The sequence below is a fragment of the Azohydromonas aeria genome (assembly GCF_009760915.1).
GTDB classification, from domain to species: Bacteria; Pseudomonadota; Gammaproteobacteria; order Burkholderiales; family Burkholderiaceae_C; genus Azohydromonas; species Azohydromonas aeria.
On record NZ_VIDQ01000031.1, the window covers coordinates 1 to 15,448 of the forward strand.

At 71.3% G+C, this 15,448-nt stretch carries 15 protein-coding genes; all 15 read right to left on the minus strand.

The genetic code is table 11. The annotated features are described in order from the left end of the window. The coding region (locus tag FJ694_RS18220) for an FAD-dependent oxidoreductase (protein WP_157268675.1) at positions 1–225 on the minus strand (225 nt) is incomplete at its 3' end. 410 nt (positions 226–635) lie between these two features. Next, complete coding sequence (locus FJ694_RS18225; RefSeq protein ID WP_232540098.1) at positions 636–1,274, minus strand: hypothetical protein; 639 nt, start codon at positions 1,272–1,274, stop codon at positions 636–638. 148 nt (positions 1,275–1,422) lie between these two features. Beyond that, complete coding sequence (locus FJ694_RS18230; RefSeq protein ID WP_232540103.1) at positions 1,423–2,418, minus strand: GlxA family transcriptional regulator; 996 nt, start codon at positions 2,416–2,418, stop codon at positions 1,423–1,425. Positions 2,419–2,488: 70 nt separating this feature from the next. Further along, on the minus strand, positions 2,489–3,880 hold the full coding sequence (locus FJ694_RS18235; protein WP_157268677.1) for an L-serine ammonia-lyase: 1,392 nt from the start codon (positions 3,878–3,880) through the stop codon (positions 2,489–2,491). A 569-nt stretch (positions 3,881–4,449) separates the two neighbouring features. Continuing rightward, on the minus strand, positions 4,450–5,433 hold the full coding sequence (locus FJ694_RS18240; RefSeq protein ID WP_198320892.1) for a sensor domain-containing diguanylate cyclase: 984 nt from the start codon (positions 5,431–5,433) through the stop codon (positions 4,450–4,452). Between the two features lie 126 nt (positions 5,434–5,559). Beyond that, entirely contained in the window at positions 5,560–6,375 is an 816-nt protein-coding gene (locus FJ694_RS18245; RefSeq protein WP_157268679.1) for a GGDEF domain-containing protein, read from the minus strand. Beyond that, positions 6,372–6,725: a hypothetical protein gene (locus FJ694_RS18250; RefSeq protein ID WP_157268680.1), complete on the minus strand. Its 354-nt coding sequence runs from the start codon at positions 6,723–6,725 to the stop codon at positions 6,372–6,374. The genes FJ694_RS18245 and FJ694_RS18250 overlap by 4 nt, the downstream gene beginning before the upstream one ends. Before the next feature lie 224 nt (positions 6,726–6,949). Next, complete coding sequence (locus FJ694_RS18255; protein WP_157268681.1) at positions 6,950–7,594, minus strand: response regulator; 645 nt, start codon at positions 7,592–7,594, stop codon at positions 6,950–6,952. After that, the gene (locus FJ694_RS18260) at positions 7,572–10,010 is read right to left on the minus strand and encodes a PAS domain S-box protein (protein ID WP_198320893.1); all 2,439 of its coding nucleotides are present in this window, start codon (positions 10,008–10,010) and stop codon (positions 7,572–7,574) included. The genes FJ694_RS18255 and FJ694_RS18260 overlap by 23 nt, the downstream gene beginning before the upstream one ends. Before the next feature lie 264 nt (positions 10,011–10,274). Then, positions 10,275–10,553, minus strand: coding sequence for a helix-turn-helix domain-containing protein (locus FJ694_RS18265; protein WP_157268683.1), 279 nt, complete (start codon positions 10,551–10,553; stop codon positions 10,275–10,277). A 25-nt stretch (positions 10,554–10,578) separates the two neighbouring features. Continuing rightward, positions 10,579–11,568: a 2-dehydro-3-deoxygalactonokinase gene (locus FJ694_RS18270; protein ID WP_157268684.1), complete on the minus strand. Its 990-nt coding sequence runs from the start codon at positions 11,566–11,568 to the stop codon at positions 10,579–10,581. Positions 11,569–11,598: 30 nt separating this feature from the next. Continuing rightward, positions 11,599–12,573 (minus strand): tripartite tricarboxylate transporter substrate binding protein, encoded by a 975-nt coding sequence (locus FJ694_RS18275; RefSeq protein ID WP_157268685.1) that lies wholly within the window; start codon positions 12,571–12,573, stop codon positions 11,599–11,601. Between the two features lie 201 nt (positions 12,574–12,774). Continuing rightward, positions 12,775–14,097 (minus strand): argininosuccinate synthase, encoded by a 1,323-nt coding sequence (gene argG / locus FJ694_RS18280; protein ID WP_157268686.1) that lies wholly within the window; start codon positions 14,095–14,097, stop codon positions 12,775–12,777. 11 nt (positions 14,098–14,108) lie between these two features. Then, positions 14,109–14,426: a pyrimidine/purine nucleoside phosphorylase gene (gene ppnP / locus FJ694_RS18285; RefSeq protein WP_157268687.1), complete on the minus strand. Its 318-nt coding sequence runs from the start codon at positions 14,424–14,426 to the stop codon at positions 14,109–14,111. 103 nt (positions 14,427–14,529) lie between these two features. Continuing rightward, positions 14,530–15,408: a hypothetical protein gene (locus tag FJ694_RS18290; protein WP_157268688.1), complete on the minus strand. Its 879-nt coding sequence runs from the start codon at positions 15,406–15,408 to the stop codon at positions 14,530–14,532. Positions 15,409–15,448 lie beyond the last annotated feature (40 nt).

Below are 15,448 nucleotides of genomic sequence, written 5' to 3' on the forward strand. Positions count from 1 at the left end.
CGTGTTGCCGCCGCCCAGGTAGCCCTTCTCCAGCACGGCGATGCGGCCGACCTTGTGGTTCTTGGCGAGGTAGTAGGCCGTGGCCAGGCCGTGGCCGCCGCCGCCGATGATCACCACGTCATAGCTGGACTGCAGCGGGTTGCGCTTCCAAGCCGGTTCCCACGTCTTGTGGTGCTTCAGGCCGTGCTTGAGAAGGCTCCACCACGAGTAGGACTGGCCTTGCATTTGATGACTCCTGGAGAGGTCCGAATGGGAGTCATTCTTCGGGGGCGGGGCCCGTGGCGATTGTTGACGAGCGACTTGTACTTGTCGGGTTGCGACAAGGGCGGCGTGTCGCTTTCAGGCAAGAAGGCAGGTCTTGCCGATGGCGCTCGTTAAGGGCCGCGAAGGGTGGCGGCGTCGTGGGAAGGCGCGAGCATTGCGGGGATGGCGCCGCACGCGATGCGACGCGCGTCAAGGCGTGGACACCTCATGTTGATTGCTTCCGCCGGTGAAACAACGGACGGCCGGCCGCAGCCGGTAGGACGCCCGCTTGCGGGCCGAACCACGCCACGGCGGCAAATAATTCAGCCCACAAGTGGGCCGCCTGCCAACGCGCTTGGCGATTTTCCCTTGGTCCTGGAATGAATCCGGAATCAAACCGCCGAAATCAGCAGCGAAGCGATGACCCGGGCCTCCGCGTTCATCTGCGCCTGGAATTTCCCGTAATTCGAGAAGTGAAGATGCAGATAAACCGATCTGCCGTTTCGGAAATGCAGTACCGGAAGGGTACCCGCGGGTTTGGGCCGCAAAGTCAACCACGGAAACCGGCCGCTGGCCTGCATGAGGCGAACCACGCCCGCAGAGAGGAAGGTGTGCCGCGCCTGGCCGTCCAGAATGGCCCGGTTGATCCGCTCCAGATGGGCCGGGTTCAGATCATCGACGGTCAACTGGCTCCGGCCCACGGTCGGCACGTGCAGCAGTTCGATGAACGAAACCCTGTGGGCTTGCTCCGGGCCGAACCCGATGCGCGAAAAATTCTGGTGGTAGCGTCTGCCGTCACCGCCATACCCCGGCAGCAGGAACGGGTGGTGCACGCCATGCTGGCGCCAGAACGCCACGCCGTCGCGGTGATACTCGACCACGCTGTCAAAAATCGGGCTCCGCTCGATGTCGGGTGCGTAGTTGGCGTCCAGCCCGACGAACAGAAAATCGGCTGCTTCCGGTGCGGCACCCTGGAAGGGATGGTGCGAGAACAGGGTTTGGAGCTGGGGGCTGGGGTGGGAAACATACATATACTCAAATTCAATCCGGCAGACTTGCTGCAATCCAGGCTCGCTTTTCCTTGGCTGCGACCGTATACCTTTCAAAACAAGAAGGGCGTGATGTAAATCACGCCCTTGGGCCACGCCGCTGCGGCGTCCGGGGATTTTCTCCGTCTGATCAGCCGGCCTCGGCAGCCTCCAGCCCCGCCAGCGCCTCCTCCGCTTCGGCCACGACCTTCCCCCGCCGCAAGGAGCTCGCCGGATACCCGAACACCTCCTTGAAGCGCCGCGAAAAGCTCGCGCAGTCCCCGAACCCGCATTCCAGCGCGATCTGCGACAGCTGCAGCCGCGTGTGCTGCGTGAGCCAGTGCGCATGCCGCAGCCGCAGCCGCACCGAGAACTCGTGCGGCCCCATGCCGATGGCCGCCCGGAAGCGCCGCTCCAGGTGGCGCAGGCTCATGTTGACGCTGCGCGCCACCTCCGGCAGTGGCACCGGGCTGGAGAGGCTCTGCTCCATCAGCCAGATCGCCTGGCGCACGCGCGGGTCGTCGGTGCGCTCCGCGAAGCTGGGCTGCGGCTGGGGCGTGCGCGCCGGCAGCGCGCCCTCCTCCAGCAGGATGCGCAGCGCCTTGGACGCCGCCGCCCGGCCGCAATGCCGCTCGATCAGCCACGCCGCCAGGTGCACGACGCTGGTGCCGCCGGCGCAGGTCAGCCGGTCGCGGTCCACCACGAACATCTCGTGCGACTCGGCCTGCAGCCCGGGAAAGTCGCGCACGAAATCCTGGTGGTGGAACCAGCTGACGCACACGCGCCGGTCCTGCAGCAGCCCGGCGCGCGCCAGTACGAAGGAGCCCGTGCACAAGCCCACCAGCGGCACCGCGCGCGAGGCCGCCAGCCGCAGGAACTCCACGGTGGCGCGCGACGGCCGGCGCGTGCCCTGCAGCAGCCCGCCCACGACCACGACGTAGTCGAACTCCGCCGGGTCGCCGAAGCGCGCCGTGGGCATCAGCTCCACGCCGTTGCTGGCCGCCACCGGCCGCAGCTCCTCGGCCAGCACGCGCCAGCGGCAGTGGATCGGCCGGCTGCGGTCGCCCTCGTCGGCCGCCAGCCGCAGCGCGTCCACGAAGCCGGAGAAGGCCACCATGGTGAAGCCGGGCATGAGCACGAAGCCCACGCTCAAGGCCGACCGTGCGGCCGTGCCGGGCGCGGAGGCCGCACTGGACGCGGCGCCGGCGCCCGCAGCCTCAGCACTCGACGATGTTGACCGCCAGTCCTCCACGGGCCGTTTCCTTGTACTTGGTGAGCATGTCGGCACCGGTCTCGCGCATGGTCTTGATGACCTTGTCGAGGCTGACGTGGTGCGTGCCGTCGCCGCGCAGCGCCATGCGCGCGGCGTTGATGGCCTTGACCGAGGCAATCGCGTTGCGCTCGATGCACGGGATCTGCACCAGCCCGCCGACCGGGTCGCAGGTCAGCCCCAGGTGGTGCTCCATGCCGATCTCCGCGGCGTTCTCGACCTGCGCAGGCGTGCCGCCCATCACCGCGCACAGCGCGCCGGCGGCCATCGAGCAGGCCACGCCGACCTCGCCCTGGCAGCCGACTTCCGCCCCGGAGATGCTGGCGTTTTCCTTGTAGAGGATGCCGATGGCGCCGGCCGTGAGCAGGAAGTCCACCACGCCGGCGTCGCTGGCGCCGGGCACGAAGCGCGCGTAGTAGTGCAGCACCGCCGGCACGATGCCGGCCGCGCCGTTGGTCGGCGCCGTGACCACGCGGCCGCCCGCCGCGTTCTCCTCGTTGACCGCCAGCGCGTAGAGGTTGACCCAGTCCATGACCAGCAGCGGATCGCCCACAGCGGCCTCGGCGCGCGCCAGCAGGTGCTGGTGCAGCGCCCGCGCGCGGCGCCTGACCTTGAAGCCGCCGGGCAGGATGCCCTCGGTGGCGCAGCCGCGCGTGACGCAGGCCTGCATCACGGACCAGATGCGCAGCAGCCCGGCGTCGATCTCCGCGTCGCTGCGCCAGTGGCGCTCGTTGCGGCGCACCAGCTCGGCGATGCTGCAGCGCAGGTCGCGCGTAAGCATCAGCACGTCCGCGCCGGTGCGGAAGGGATAAGGCAACGCCGGCGCGTCGGGGCGCAGCACGGGCGCGAGGCTGCCGTCCCCGGCCGCTTCCTGGCCCACCACGAAACCGCCGCCCACCGAGTAGTACTCGCGCCGGTCCAGCTCCACGCCGGCGGCGTTGAAGGCGGTGCACTGCATGGCGTTGGCGTGGAAGGGCAGCGTCTTGCGGCGGTGGAACAGCAGGTCGCGCCGCTCGTCGAAGGCCACCTCGTGGCGGCCGTCCAGGCACAGCCGGCCGCTGGTGCGCACCTGCTCCAGCAGCGCCGGCACGGCATCGACGTCCACCGTGTCGGGCTCGTGCCCCTGCAGCCCCAGCAGCACGGCCTTGTCGCTCCCGTGGCCGCGGCCGGTGGCGCCCAGCGAGCCGAAGAGCTGCACCTCCACGCGCGCGCAGCGCTCCAGCACGCCCAGGGTGTCCAGCCGCTGCACGAACAGCCGGGCCGCCTTCATGGGCCCGACGGTGTGCGAGCTCGACGGCCCGATGCCGATCTTGAACAGGTCGAAGACGCTGATGCTCATCGGGACACCTTCGCGCCGACGGCACTGCGGCAGGCCACGGCGGGCGCGTGGCGCCACCGTTGCGGGGAATCAGAGGTCATGGGCCACCTTGGTGAGAACGGGAGGACCGGGCCGCGGCGGCACCGGTCCTTCGGCTCTCCACTGTCGGCAACGCGGGCCGGCGCGACTTGTCCGGTTTCGACATGCGCTTGCCTGTCCGCGCCCGCGGGCCCTGGGCCAGGCATCTTGCGCCGCGCCGGCCGGCCGGCCAGTCCACGGCAAGGGTCGTGGGTGCGGTGTCAACGGCCGACACGGCAGCTCACCTCATCACCTTCACCCTACAACAACATACGCGATTCATCGAAACACCTCACGTCGCCACATCGCGGCACGCTGCGCCAACGGCAACGCTGGAAGCGCCCTTCTTCCTCTCTAAAACGTACCCTTGACCACGCTTGACCAGAGCCGTGCCACCAAGAGAACGCAAGCGGGGACGCCGCAGAGGCCGGCATCGTTCCACGGTGCCTCGCGTATGTTGTCGCGGAACTCTTCCGCGCGAAGCGCGGCGGCGGCCTCGATGACGCCGGGCGTCAGCCTGGCTCCGCGGCGCAGTTCCTGCCCTGGGACAGCATGCGCTCGGCGGCATACAGCAGCTCCGCGCGAGGCGTGTCGCGGCTGCCGCACAAGCCGATGCCCAAGCCCACCTGCATGCCCAGCACGGCGCAGGTCTGCGTGAACACGCTGCGGATGCGCGCGGCGGTCCGCGACGGGTCCGGCTCGCGCGGGCGAGTCAGCACCAGGGCGAAGCTGTCGCCCTCCAGCCGCGCCGCCACGTCCTCCACGCGCGCCACCGCGCCCAGCGTGGACGCCAGCGCCTGCAGCACCCGGTCACCCGCTTCCCGCCCGTGCACGTCCCGGAGGGCGGCGATGCCGTCCACTTCCAGCACCAGCACGGCCAGCTCCTCGCCATGGCGCTCGGCGCGCGCAAGCTCTTGCTGGTAGCGGGCCAGGAAGGCGCCGCGGTTGAGCAGCCCGGTCAACGCGTCCGTGGTGACGGCCTCGCGCAGCAGGGCCATGGCGCGGGCGTCCTGCGCATGCCGCGCCTCGGCCTCGGTCACGCGCGCCACCAGGCTCAGCTGCGACGCCATGGCCTGCCCGATCAGCTCCACCATCCGCAGCACGCCGGCGCCGACGGGCCGGCGGTGGCGGCTGGCGCCGCACAGCGAGCCCACGAGGCGGCCCTGCAGCGTCACGGGCACGGCGAAGAAGGTCTGCATCTCCAGCTGCGCCGCGCCCAGGCTGCCGGGAAAGTCGGCGGCCACGTCGGCGCTGCATGGCTTGCCGCTGAGGAAGGCCAGGCGGCACATCGAGTCCTGCCATGGCACGCGCGCGCCTTCGGCCACTTCGAGCTCGGCGGTGTTGAGCGCGAAGACGACGTCCTGCTGCTGGCCGTCCAGGTCGATGAGCGTGAGAAAGGTCGTCTCCGCGCCGGTGAGCTCCTGCATCAATTGCAGCAGCGGCCGGACGACGCGGTCGGCCCGGGGGTCGAGTTGCGTGACCTGGTGCGTATTCATGCTCGGCCCGATTGTCCCAGGCCGGCACTTGATCCACGTCATGAACGCTTCGCGATGGCGTGTAGGGAAATCTTGATTTCCGCCGTGGTACCGGCCGTTCCGTGAGATTCGTGGCAGTCCCGGGCCTCACGCGGGCAGCAGGCCGGCGAGCGGGTGGTCGTGGCCTGGCATGGCCACCGGCGTGCGGCGCTGGGCCTGGTGCAGCGAGCGCCTCACCGCGTCCAGCGCTTGCGCGGCATCGACCTGCTCGACGTTGACCAGCACGCCCAGGCTGAGCGTGACCGTGCCCGCGGCACGGCACGGCGTGGCCGACGTCGCCAGCAGCAGCTTGCGCGCCACGACCGCCGCGCCAGCCGGGAGCGTGTCCGGCAGCAGCACCATGAACTCATCGCCATCGTGGCGGCTGACGTGGTCGGTGCAGCGGCAGGCGTTGGCCAGCCGCGCCGCCACGGCCTGCACCACCGCGTCGCCCTCGGCCGGGCCGAGCGTGTCGTGCAGGTGCCGGAAGCGGTCGATGCTGGCCAGGATCAGCGAAAAGGTCGCGCCGGTGCGGCGGTGGCGCAGGATCTCGGCCTGCAGCCGCTCCTCGGCACTGCGCCGGTTGGGCAGCCCAGTGAGGCTGTCCCGGGTTTCCAGCGCCTCGATGCGCACCTGCGCCTGCGCCAGCGCCGCCGTCTGCAGCGCCAGCCGCTGCTGCAGCAGGGCATGTGCGTCGAACCGGGCATGCGCCGCGCGCTGCAGCGCCTCGTCGATCTCGCGCAACCCCGGCGCGGCCTGCGCGGGCACCACGCGCTGCGGCAGGTCGCCCTGCTCCACGCGCCGGACCTGCTCGGCCAGGGCGTGCAGCAGCCGCCCCGTGCGCCGGGACGCGGCCCGGGCCCATGCGGCCAGCGCCAGCACCGCCAGCAGCGCCACACCCGAGATGACGAGGCTGCCGCTCATGCGATGGCCTGCGCCAGGGCATCGGTGCGCACCCGCGCCAGCCAGCCGCAGGCGGCCAGGGCCCGCAGCGTCGGGTGCGCGAGGTCGTCAGCATGCACCACCAGCCGCGTGTCCGGCGCGCAGCGCCGCACGGTGATGAGCATCTGGTCCGGCTGCTGCATGGCGCGCTCGCCGTCCACGACCACCATCTCGTAGTGGCCGCTGCACAGGTCGAAGGCGGCCTGCGACAGCTCGGCGCGCACTTCCCAGCGCAGGTCCGGACGGTGCCTCTCCAGCAAGGGCAGCACCTGCGCGACCGAGGCCGGGCCGGCGACCAGCATGGCGGGAAACGAGGACGGGGACGAGGGCATGGCGGCAGCTTTCGCAGGCGGCTTGGAACCGTGCCGCCCATGGCTGCGCAGTGTGGAGTTGCACCGTGTCGCGGTCTGTCCGGCCGTCACCCGACGCTTGTAGGGGGCGTCTTGCGCGGTGCTGTGGGGAAATCTTGATCCCCGGGGCCCGCGGGGCCGATCCGTGAAATCGTTGGCAGGCGCGCCGCTCCCGATCCCGCTCCTGCTGCCGTGCCGGCGCTCCCCTACTCGTCGGCGTGGACGTCGAGCAGCCCGGTGCGCACGGCCAGACGCACCAGCGCCGTCACGTCGCCCACGCCCAGCTTGGCCATGAGGCGGCTGCGGTAGGTGTCCACCGTCTTGGACGACAGGTTGAGCTCGATGCCGATCTCGACACTGGTGCGGCCCCGCACCACCAGGCGCATGACCTTGAGCTCGCGCGGCGAGAGCTGGGACAGCGGGTCGTCACCCTTGGGCACCTCCATGGCCTGCAGCATGAGCTCGCCCACGCCCGGGCCGACGTGGCGCTGCCCGCGGGCCACGGCGCGCACCGCCTGCAGCAGCTCCGTGGCCGGCGAGCCCTTGAGCACGTAGCCCATGGCGCCCAGCTGCAGCGCCTCGGTGGCGTTGTGCGGCAGCGAGGACATGGTCAGCACCAGCGTGCGCACGCTTGAGCGCGCCTGTTTGAGTTGCTTGAGCAACTCCATGCCCGACTGTCCCTGCAGGTTCAGGTCCAGCAGCAGCACGTCGGGCCGCAGCTGCGCGATCTCGCGCAGCGCCTGCTGCGGGTCGTCGCTCTCGCCCACGACCTCGAAACCGGCGGTTTCCAGCAGAGCGCGCACGCCGTCGCGCAGGATGGCGTGGTCCTCAACCAGGTAGATGCGCGTCATCGACCTCGCTCTCCCATTCCAGTGTCACGGCGGTTCCCCCCGCGGGTTGCCGCCTGATCGAAAAGGCGGCGCCGATGGCCAGCGCCCGCTCGCGCATGCCCACCACGCCCAGGTGCCCCGGGCAGTGCAGGTCGTCCGGCACGCCGCGGCCGTTGTCGCGCAGGCGCAGTCGCAGCCAGTGCGCGTCGCCCTCGACCACGCAGTCGATGCGGCTGGCGCCGGCATGCAGCACCGCGTTGGCCAGCGCCTCGCGCGCCACCATGAAGAAGGCGTACTCCACCGCGTCCGGCCAGCGCAGCTGCAGCAGCCCGGGTGCGGCCGCCATCGTGAAGGTGATGGCGTGGCCCTCCTCGCGCCGCAGCTGCAGCTTGTGGTTGAGCGCGGCCACCAGGCCCTGCTCGCGCAGCATGGGCGGGCGCAGCTCCACCAGCGCGGTGCGCACCTCGGCCACCGCCTGGTGGCTGAGCTTGCGCAGCACCAGCACGTGGCGCTGCTGCTCCTCGCTCAGCGTCTGCATCGCGTTGGAGCCTTCCAGGATGTCCAGGCGCAGCCGCAGCGCCCCCAGCGTCTGCCCCAGCCCGTCGTGCAGCAGCTGCGCCAGGCGCTGCGTCGTCTCGCGCTCCTGCTCCATGAGCCGCTGCGTGAGGCGACCCAGCTCCTGTTGCGACTGCAGCAGCGCCATCTCGGCAAGCTTGCGCTGCGTGACGTCGCGCGCCACGCCCAGCAACCCGGTGATGCGCCCTTGCGCGTCGCGCATGGGCAGCTTGATGCTGTCGAAGTGGCGCGGTTGCCCGGTGCTGGCATCGGTCAGCGTCTCGTCGACCGCGATGCGCTCGCCGCCTCCCAGGATGCGGCGGTCCTGCGCCTTGACGACCTGCGCGAAGGCGGCCGGCAGCAGGTCGTGGTCGTACATGCCCGGCAGCGCCTCGCGTGGACGCCCAAGCACCCGGGCCGCGGCCGAATTGACCAGCGTGAAACGCCCTTCCAGGTCCTTGGTCCAGATCGGGTCGGGAATGCTCTCGATGATGTCTTCGAGCACGCCCGCGGTGTGCCGGGCCTGGGCCTCGCTTTGCGCCAGGGCCGCTTCCGCGCGCGCGCGCTCCACCGCCGACCACAGCCGCTCGCAGGTGTGCTGCAACACCGTCACGTCCTCGTCGCTCCAGGCGCGCGGCCTGGGGTGGTGGACGAAGATCATCGCCACCATGCGCCCGCCGCGGATGAGCGCCATGTCGAGGATGCTGCGCGTGTGGATGCCCGCGTAGGCGGCCAGCACTTCGGGCGCGTTGGTGCGCGCGTCGAGCTCGACGTCGGGGATGACGATGGTCTTGCCGGCCTTCATGTCGCGGACGAAGGCGGGGCCGAAGTCGTCCATGCGCCAGGTGCCCACCACCGACGGGATCGAGCCGTCGTTCCAGTCGCGGTGCACCGTCACGTGGGTCTGCGCCTCGTTGATCTCGCCGAAGCCGACCTGCGCCACGTCCAGGTGCCGGCCCAGCGCCATGGTGGCGGCGTTCATCATCGCCACCGGGTCGGACAGGTTGTGCACCCACTCGCTCAGGCGCAGCTGGAACTGCGTGAGCCGCTGCTGCGCCGCCAGCGCGGCCTCCGCGGCCTTGCGCTGCGAGATGTCGTTGATGACTGAAACGAAATGGTCCGGCGTGCCGTCCGCGCGCCGCACCAGGCCCACGGTGAGATGCGCCCACACGGTGGCGCCATCGGCGCGCACGTAGCGCTTCTCGGCGGCGTAGTGCGCGATGCGCCCATCGAGCAGCGCCGACACGTTGGCCACGTCCGTGCCCAGGTCCTCGGGATGCGTGATGCGCTGGAAGCCGCCTTGCCGCAGCGCGGCGCGGCCATGGCCGACGATGGCGCAGAAGCGCTCGTTGGCGTCCAGGAAGCTGCCGTCCAGCGCGACGTGCGCGATGCCCACGGCGGCCTGCTCGAAGCTGTCCCGGAACCAGCCCGGGCTGCCGGCATCGCCGGCGCCGGCCGCGGGCGCGGGCGCGGGCGCGGGCGCGGGCGCGGGCGCCTGGCCCAGGAGGATCCAGCGCACGACGGCGCCGTCCTGCCGCACGGGCACGGCCTGCCAGGCGGTCGCGGCCTGCCCGGCACCATCGCCCGGCAGGGCGGCCTCCAGCGTGAACGCGCTCTCCCGGGCCACGCCCGTGATCCAGGCGGCAATGGCCCGCGGCTGCCCGTCGGCGCACACGCACGCCAGCCAGTTCGAGCCCTCCAGCGCAGGCGCCTGCGTGCCGGCCGCCCGCGCGAAGCGCGGGTTGGCATGCAGCACGCGGCCGCGCGCGTCCACCACGCACAGCGGCACGGCAAGCGCCTGGGACAGCGCCAGGACATCGGGCCCGGGCCCCGGGTACGGAACCGGCCCGGCGTCGGAAAAGAGCTTGGGAAACGAAGTCATCGACGGGCATGCCGCACGAAGCGGCATCAACAGTGACACACCGGCCAGGCCACGCTTGCGCGGACCGACGCAGGCGGTACCCCGCCAGCATGCATGACGAGCGGCACCGGCGAGGTCCGGATCAGGCGGACGGGAACCGCCGTTCTCGCATCAGGCGGCCGTGGCGTGACGGATTTGACGCTCCCCGGTGCGCCGCGCCGCGATGCCCCACGGGACGTTGTGCCCGGTATCGAACGTTGCGCGCCGTGAAGCGCGCCACGATGGTCAATCCAGCCCCGATGCCTGCGCACCCGGTTGAGGCCGAGGCACGTCGAGGGTGATGCCGTAGAGCGCCAGCAGCCCCAGCACGTGCCCGACCGCGACGCCCGGCTCGCCCGACTCGATGCGGCCGATGGTCTGCACGTGCACGCCCAGCCGGGCCGCGGCGGCGGCCTGCCCTTCGCCCGCGGCAAGGCGCGCCTGCCGGGCGGCCGCGCCCATGTCGCGGATGGTTTCAAGCGCCCGCGGGGCGATGTCGGTGGAGGTGCGCTTGCCTTGTGCCATGGGTGCGCATTGTCGCCGCGCGGCTTCAGGGGCCGGCGGGTTGCGCCCGCAGCAGCCCCGCCTCGCGCGCGATGTGGAACAGCCCCTGCTCGGTGCTGTGCTCCAGCACCGGAGCGTCCAGCCCCTGCGCATGGGCCAGCGCCAGCCGGTAGCGGCGGCACAGCGCGGCGTCGCCGATGAGTCCCGGCGTCCAGTCCGACGGCTTGAAGTCCTCGCCGGCCAGCACGGCCGCGAGCCCCATCAGCTCATGCCCGATGAGCAGCCCCGACAGGTAGTCGGCCTGCTGCGCCGGCGCCAGCTGTCCCGTGAGGCCGAGCGTGCGCGTGCTGAAGATCGTGGCCAGCAGCCCGGCCTGCCCATGGCGGCGCGCCGTGTCCACGCCGCGCAGGAAGGCCTCGTCCTGCGGCTGCGCGCCGGTCTGCATGGTGCGGCCCAGGATCGTGTGCTCGCACAGCGCGGCGAAGACCTCGCCGGTCATGAAGGTCAGGAAGCGCTCGACGCGGCCCTCCACCACGAACACCCATTTCGCATGCGTGCCGGGCAGGCCCAGCAGCACCCGCGGCGCGCGCCGCAGGCTTGCGTGCGCAACCAGGGCGCCGAGCACCTGCGTCTCCTCGCCGCGCATCACGTTGGGCAGCGCGCCCTGCTCGATGAGCCCGGGCATGATGTGCACCACGCTGCCGCGCGCGCTGCGCACCGGCACCAGCGCGCGCGCCAGCGGGCCCGGGTCCGCGGGCAGCGCCACGTAGGGCGCTTCCTTCCAGCCCTGCACGCTGCCGACCATGCCGGCGGCGATCACCGGCACCTCGCGCGCGTCGAGCCAGTCGGCGCACAGCTTCTGGAAGGCGTCGTCGCAGCCGCCCAGGTCGGCCGGCCGCGGCAGCCGCATGATGCCCAGCGGGGATGCGCGCGTGTCGAGCACGGCGCCCTGCGCGTCGAACAGCCAGGCGCGCAGCGAGGTGGTGCCCCAGTCCAGGCCGATCAGCGCGGTCCGCGCGGTGGTGGCGGTGTCCATGGCGAGGGCTTCCCGGTTCGGCCGCGCTGCTCAGTTCTTCAGGTTGAGCCTGGCCATGAGCGGCTTGAAGTAGGCGTTGTCGCGCTCGATCGAGCCGCGGAACGACTGGTCGTCGCCGTAGGAGTAGCCCAGGTTGAGCCGGTCCATGGCCTCGCGCAGCTGCGGCTCCTGGGCGATCCGGGCGGTGGCGGCGCGCAGCGTGGCCAGCACGTCGGGCGGCGTGTTCCTCGGCGCCGCGATGCCGCGCCAGGTGCCGATGACGAGGTCGATGCCGCGCTCGCGCAGCGTGGGCACCTTCTCGAAGCCCTTGACGCGCTGCTCGGCCATCACCGCCAGCGTCTTGAGCTTGCCGCCCTGCACGTAGGTGCTGACCTCGGCCGGGCTGACGGCCACGGCCTCGATGTGCCCGCCCATGAGCGCCTGCACCGCCGGGCCCGCGCCCTGGAACGGGATGTGGCTGAACTTCACGCCGGTCTTGTCCTCCAGCGCCGCGGCGGCCAGGTGCCAGATCGAGCCGTTGCCCGAGTTGCCCACGCGCATGCGCTCGGGCTCCTTCTTCGTCGCGGCCAGGAACTCCTCCACCGAGTTCCACGGCGCGTCGGCGCGCACGGTGATGGCGGCCTGGTCGGCGTTGAGCCGCGCAATCGGCTGCAGGTCCTCGTGGCTGAACCTGGCCAGCCCCAGGTGCGGCAGCGTCACCAGCTCGACGGTGATGACGGCCAGCTTGTAGCCGTCGGGCTTGGCATTGATGACCTCGCCCCAGCCGATGGCGCCGCTGGCGCCGGGCCGGTTCACCACCACCATGCTCTGCGGCAGGTGCTTGCGCGACGCGTCGGCAAAGGCGCGCGCCAGCGCGTCGGTGCCGCCGCCGGGCTGGAAGGGCACGACCAGCTCGATGGCGTGCGCGGGATAGGCCTGCGCCAGCGCGGGGCCGGCGGCCGGCGCCAGGGCAGCCGCGGCCAGGACGGGCGCGGCGGCCAGCAGCCGGCGGCGAACGACGTTCATGGGTCTCGTCTCCTGCAAATGAGGCATGGAGACGATTCTGGAACCGGTTTCAGAGCCGGGCAACCGGGTTACTGCGGGGTGCGGGAAACCGGTCGGAAGGGCAACGAAAAGGCGCCGGTGAACGGCGCCTGGAGGCACGACGGAGGGCCGTGCCCGACGTGCGGCCCTGCACCGCACGCCTGCGAAGGGCCCGGCCGGGACTTATTCCAGGCTGGGCAGCGGCGCGTCGCCGCCGGTGCTCAGCAGCCCGGTGCGGCTGTAGATGCCGAGCTTGCCGCGCGTGTCGGTGATGTCGAGGTTGCGCATGGTCAGCTGGCCGATGCGGTCGCGCGGCGAGAACACCGACTCGCCCTTCTCCATGGTCAGGCGCTCGGGGTGGTAGGTCAGGTTCGGCGACTCGGTGTTGAGGATCGAGTAGTCGTTGCCGCGGCGCAGCTCCAGCGTGACCTCGCCCGTGACGGCGCGCGCCACCCAGCGCTGCGCGGTCTCGCGCAGCATGATGGCCTGCGGGTCGAACCAGCGGCCCTGGTACAGCAGCCGCCCCAGGCGGCGGCCGTTGTCGCGGTACTGCTCGATGGTGTCCTCGTTGTGGATGCCGGTGACGAGGCGCTCGTAGGCGATGAACAGCAGCGCCAGGCCCGGGGCCTCGTAGATGCCGCGGCTCTTGGCCTCGATGATGCGGTTCTCGATCTGGTCGCTCATGCCCAGGCCGTGGCGCCCGCCGATGCGGTTGGCTTCCAGGATCAGCTCGACGGGGTTGTCGAAGGTCTGGCCGTTCAGGGCCACCGGCTGGCCTTCCTCGAAGCGCACGCGCACTTCCTCGGCCTTGACGGGGACGTCTTCCTTCCAGAAGGCCACGCCCATGATCGGGTTGACGATGCGGATGCCGGAGTTCAGGTGCTCCAGGTCCTTGGCCTCGTGCGTGGCGCCGAGCATGTTGGAGTCGGTCGAGTAGGCCTTCTCGGCGGACATCTTGTAGCCGAAGCCCGCGGCCGTCATGAACGCCGACATCTCGGCTCGGCCGCCGAGCTCGTCGATGAAGGCCTGGTCGAGCCAGGGCTTGTAGATGCGCAGGCTCGGGTTGGTCAGCAGCCCGTAGCGGTAGAAGCGCTCGATGTCGTTGCCCTTGAAGGTCGAGCCGTCGCCCCAGATGTGGACGTCGTCCTCCTTCATCGCCGCCACCAGCATCGTGCCGGTCACGGCGCGGCCCAGCGGCGTGGTGTTGAAATAGGTCACGCCGGCGGTGGAGATGTGGAAGGCGCCGCACTGCAGGGCGGCGATGCCCTCGTGCGCGAGCTGCAGCCGGCAGTCGATCAGGCGGGCCGCTTCCGCGCCGTACTCCATCGCCTTGCGCGGGATGGCGTCGTAGTCGGGCTCGTCGGGCTGGCCCAGGTTGGCGGTGTAGGCGTAGGGAACGGCGCCCTTCTTGCGCATCCAGTGCAGCGCGGCGCTGGTGTCAAGGCCGCCGGAGAAGGCGATGCCGACCTTCTGGCCCAGGGGCAGGTGTTCGAGGATGGTGCTCATGTCTTGCGTTCTCAGCCGAAGTGGCAGATGTAGTGGTAGGCCTCGGTCACGCGGATCTCGAAGCTGGTGTTGCCCGGCACGCTGAAGCTCTCGCCGGCGCCGCTGCGCTGCCATTCGTCGCTGCCGGCGAGCTTGTATTCGCAGCCGCCCGCGACGCATTCCATGATCTCCGGCGCGCCGGTGTTGAAGGTCAGCGTCGCCGGCAGGATCACCCCCACCGACTTCTTCGTGCCGTCGGCCAGCGTGATGCCGTGGCTCACGCACTTGCCGTCGAAATAGACGTTGGCACGGGTGGTGACGGACACGCCGTCGATCTTTTCGGTGGTCATGGTGGGTTGCGCAGGGCGAAAAGCCCGAATTTTACCGGCCCGCCCCAGGCCCGCCCCGGGCACTGCCGCCACGGTCGCCAGCACCGGGGCGGCACCCTTTCCTTCAGCGCGCCTGCACCTCGCGCTGCTTCATGGCGAGGTATTCGCCCTGCTCGGTCTCGCGCAGCTGCGCCGGGTAGCGCTCCAGCGCGGCATGGAAGCCGCGCAGCCGCGTCTCCAGCGGCGCGCCGGCGGTGGCCAGGAAGGTGTCGATGGCCAGGAAGTAGCGCATGGTGTTGCGCTCGGCCACGCCCTGCATGCCGCGCACGTACTGCGGCCGGCCCTGCTCGTCGCGCCCGGTGATGGTGAAGCCGACCTTGTCCTTGCCGGCGCTGGCGAGGTAGGCGCTGGTGGCCAGCCGCGCCGCCAGCCCGGTCTCGTAGGCATAGGACAGGTGCATGAAGGTGCGCTGCGGCCCCACCGGCACGGCCTGGAAGCGCAGCTGGTAGTTCTGCGTGCCCACCGGCCCCTGGGCAGCCGACAGCGCCACCGACAGCCACCCCGGCTGCGGCGGCGCCGCGCTGAAGTTGAAGGCCAGGGCCTGCGCCTGCTCCACCGGGTCGGTGTAGCGCCGCGCGATGCCCACCTCCAGCTGCTGCCGCTCCCCGCTGCCCGACGGCGCGCAGCGCTTGACGTTGGTCTGCAGCATCAGGATGTCGCACCAGTGCCGCGGCTCGCGCAGCGCCTCGGCCACGGCCTCGAAGGGTTTATCAAGCACCGCCCAGACCTGCCCCAGCGGCGCGCTGGCCGAGTCGTTGGACTCGACCAGCAGCGGCCGCCCGAACGGGCTCTGCGCCAGCCGCGGGCGCAGCTCGGCGTGGCGCGACTGCAGCGCCTCGGCGCCCAGGGTGGCATCGGCCGCGCGGGCCGGCGGCGGGGCCAGCGCGGCCAGGCCGGCCAGCAGCGCGGCGGGAACGACGGTGGAGGATTTGAAAGCTCGCATCCCCGCGCGCCAGCAACCGCCGTTCCGGCCACGCGCCCCG

Bases quoted from the DNA above. Each gene is read 5' to 3' on its own strand.
- FJ694_RS18275 (WP_157268685.1), bottom strand. From the start codon at position 12,573: ATGAACGTCGTTCGCCGCCGGCTGCTGGCCGCCGCGCCCGTCCTGGCC.
- FJ694_RS18250 (WP_157268680.1), bottom strand. From the start codon at position 6,725: ATGCCCTCGTCCCCGTCCTCGTTTCCCGCCATGCTGGTCGCCGGCCCG.
- FJ694_RS18290 (WP_157268688.1), bottom strand. From the start codon at position 15,408: ATGCGAGCTTTCAAATCCTCCACCGTCGTTCCCGCCGCGCTGCTGGCC.
- argG (WP_157268686.1), bottom strand. From the start codon at position 14,097: ATGAGCACCATCCTCGAACACCTGCCCCTGGGCCAGAAGGTCGGCATC.
- FJ694_RS18255 (WP_157268681.1), bottom strand. From the start codon at position 7,594: ATGACGCGCATCTACCTGGTTGAGGACCACGCCATCCTGCGCGACGGC.
- FJ694_RS18245 (WP_157268679.1), bottom strand. From the start codon at position 6,375: ATGAGCGGCAGCCTCGTCATCTCGGGTGTGGCGCTGCTGGCGGTGCTG.
- FJ694_RS18270 (WP_157268684.1), bottom strand. From the start codon at position 11,568: ATGGACACCGCCACCACCGCGCGGACCGCGCTGATCGGCCTGGACTGG.
- FJ694_RS18260 (WP_198320893.1), bottom strand. From the start codon at position 10,010: ATGACTTCGTTTCCCAAGCTCTTTTCCGACGCCGGGCCGGTTCCGTAC.
- ppnP (WP_157268687.1), bottom strand. From the start codon at position 14,426: ATGACCACCGAAAAGATCGACGGCGTGTCCGTCACCACCCGTGCCAAC.
- FJ694_RS18235 (WP_157268677.1), bottom strand. From the start codon at position 3,880: ATGAGCATCAGCGTCTTCGACCTGTTCAAGATCGGCATCGGGCCGTCG.
- FJ694_RS18225 (WP_232540098.1), bottom strand. From the start codon at position 1,274: ATGTATGTTTCCCACCCCAGCCCCCAGCTCCAAACCCTGTTCTCGCAC.
- FJ694_RS18265 (WP_157268683.1), bottom strand. From the start codon at position 10,553: ATGGCACAAGGCAAGCGCACCTCCACCGACATCGCCCCGCGGGCGCTT.
- FJ694_RS18240 (WP_198320892.1), bottom strand. From the start codon at position 5,433: ATGAATACGCACCAGGTCACGCAACTCGACCCCCGGGCCGACCGCGTC.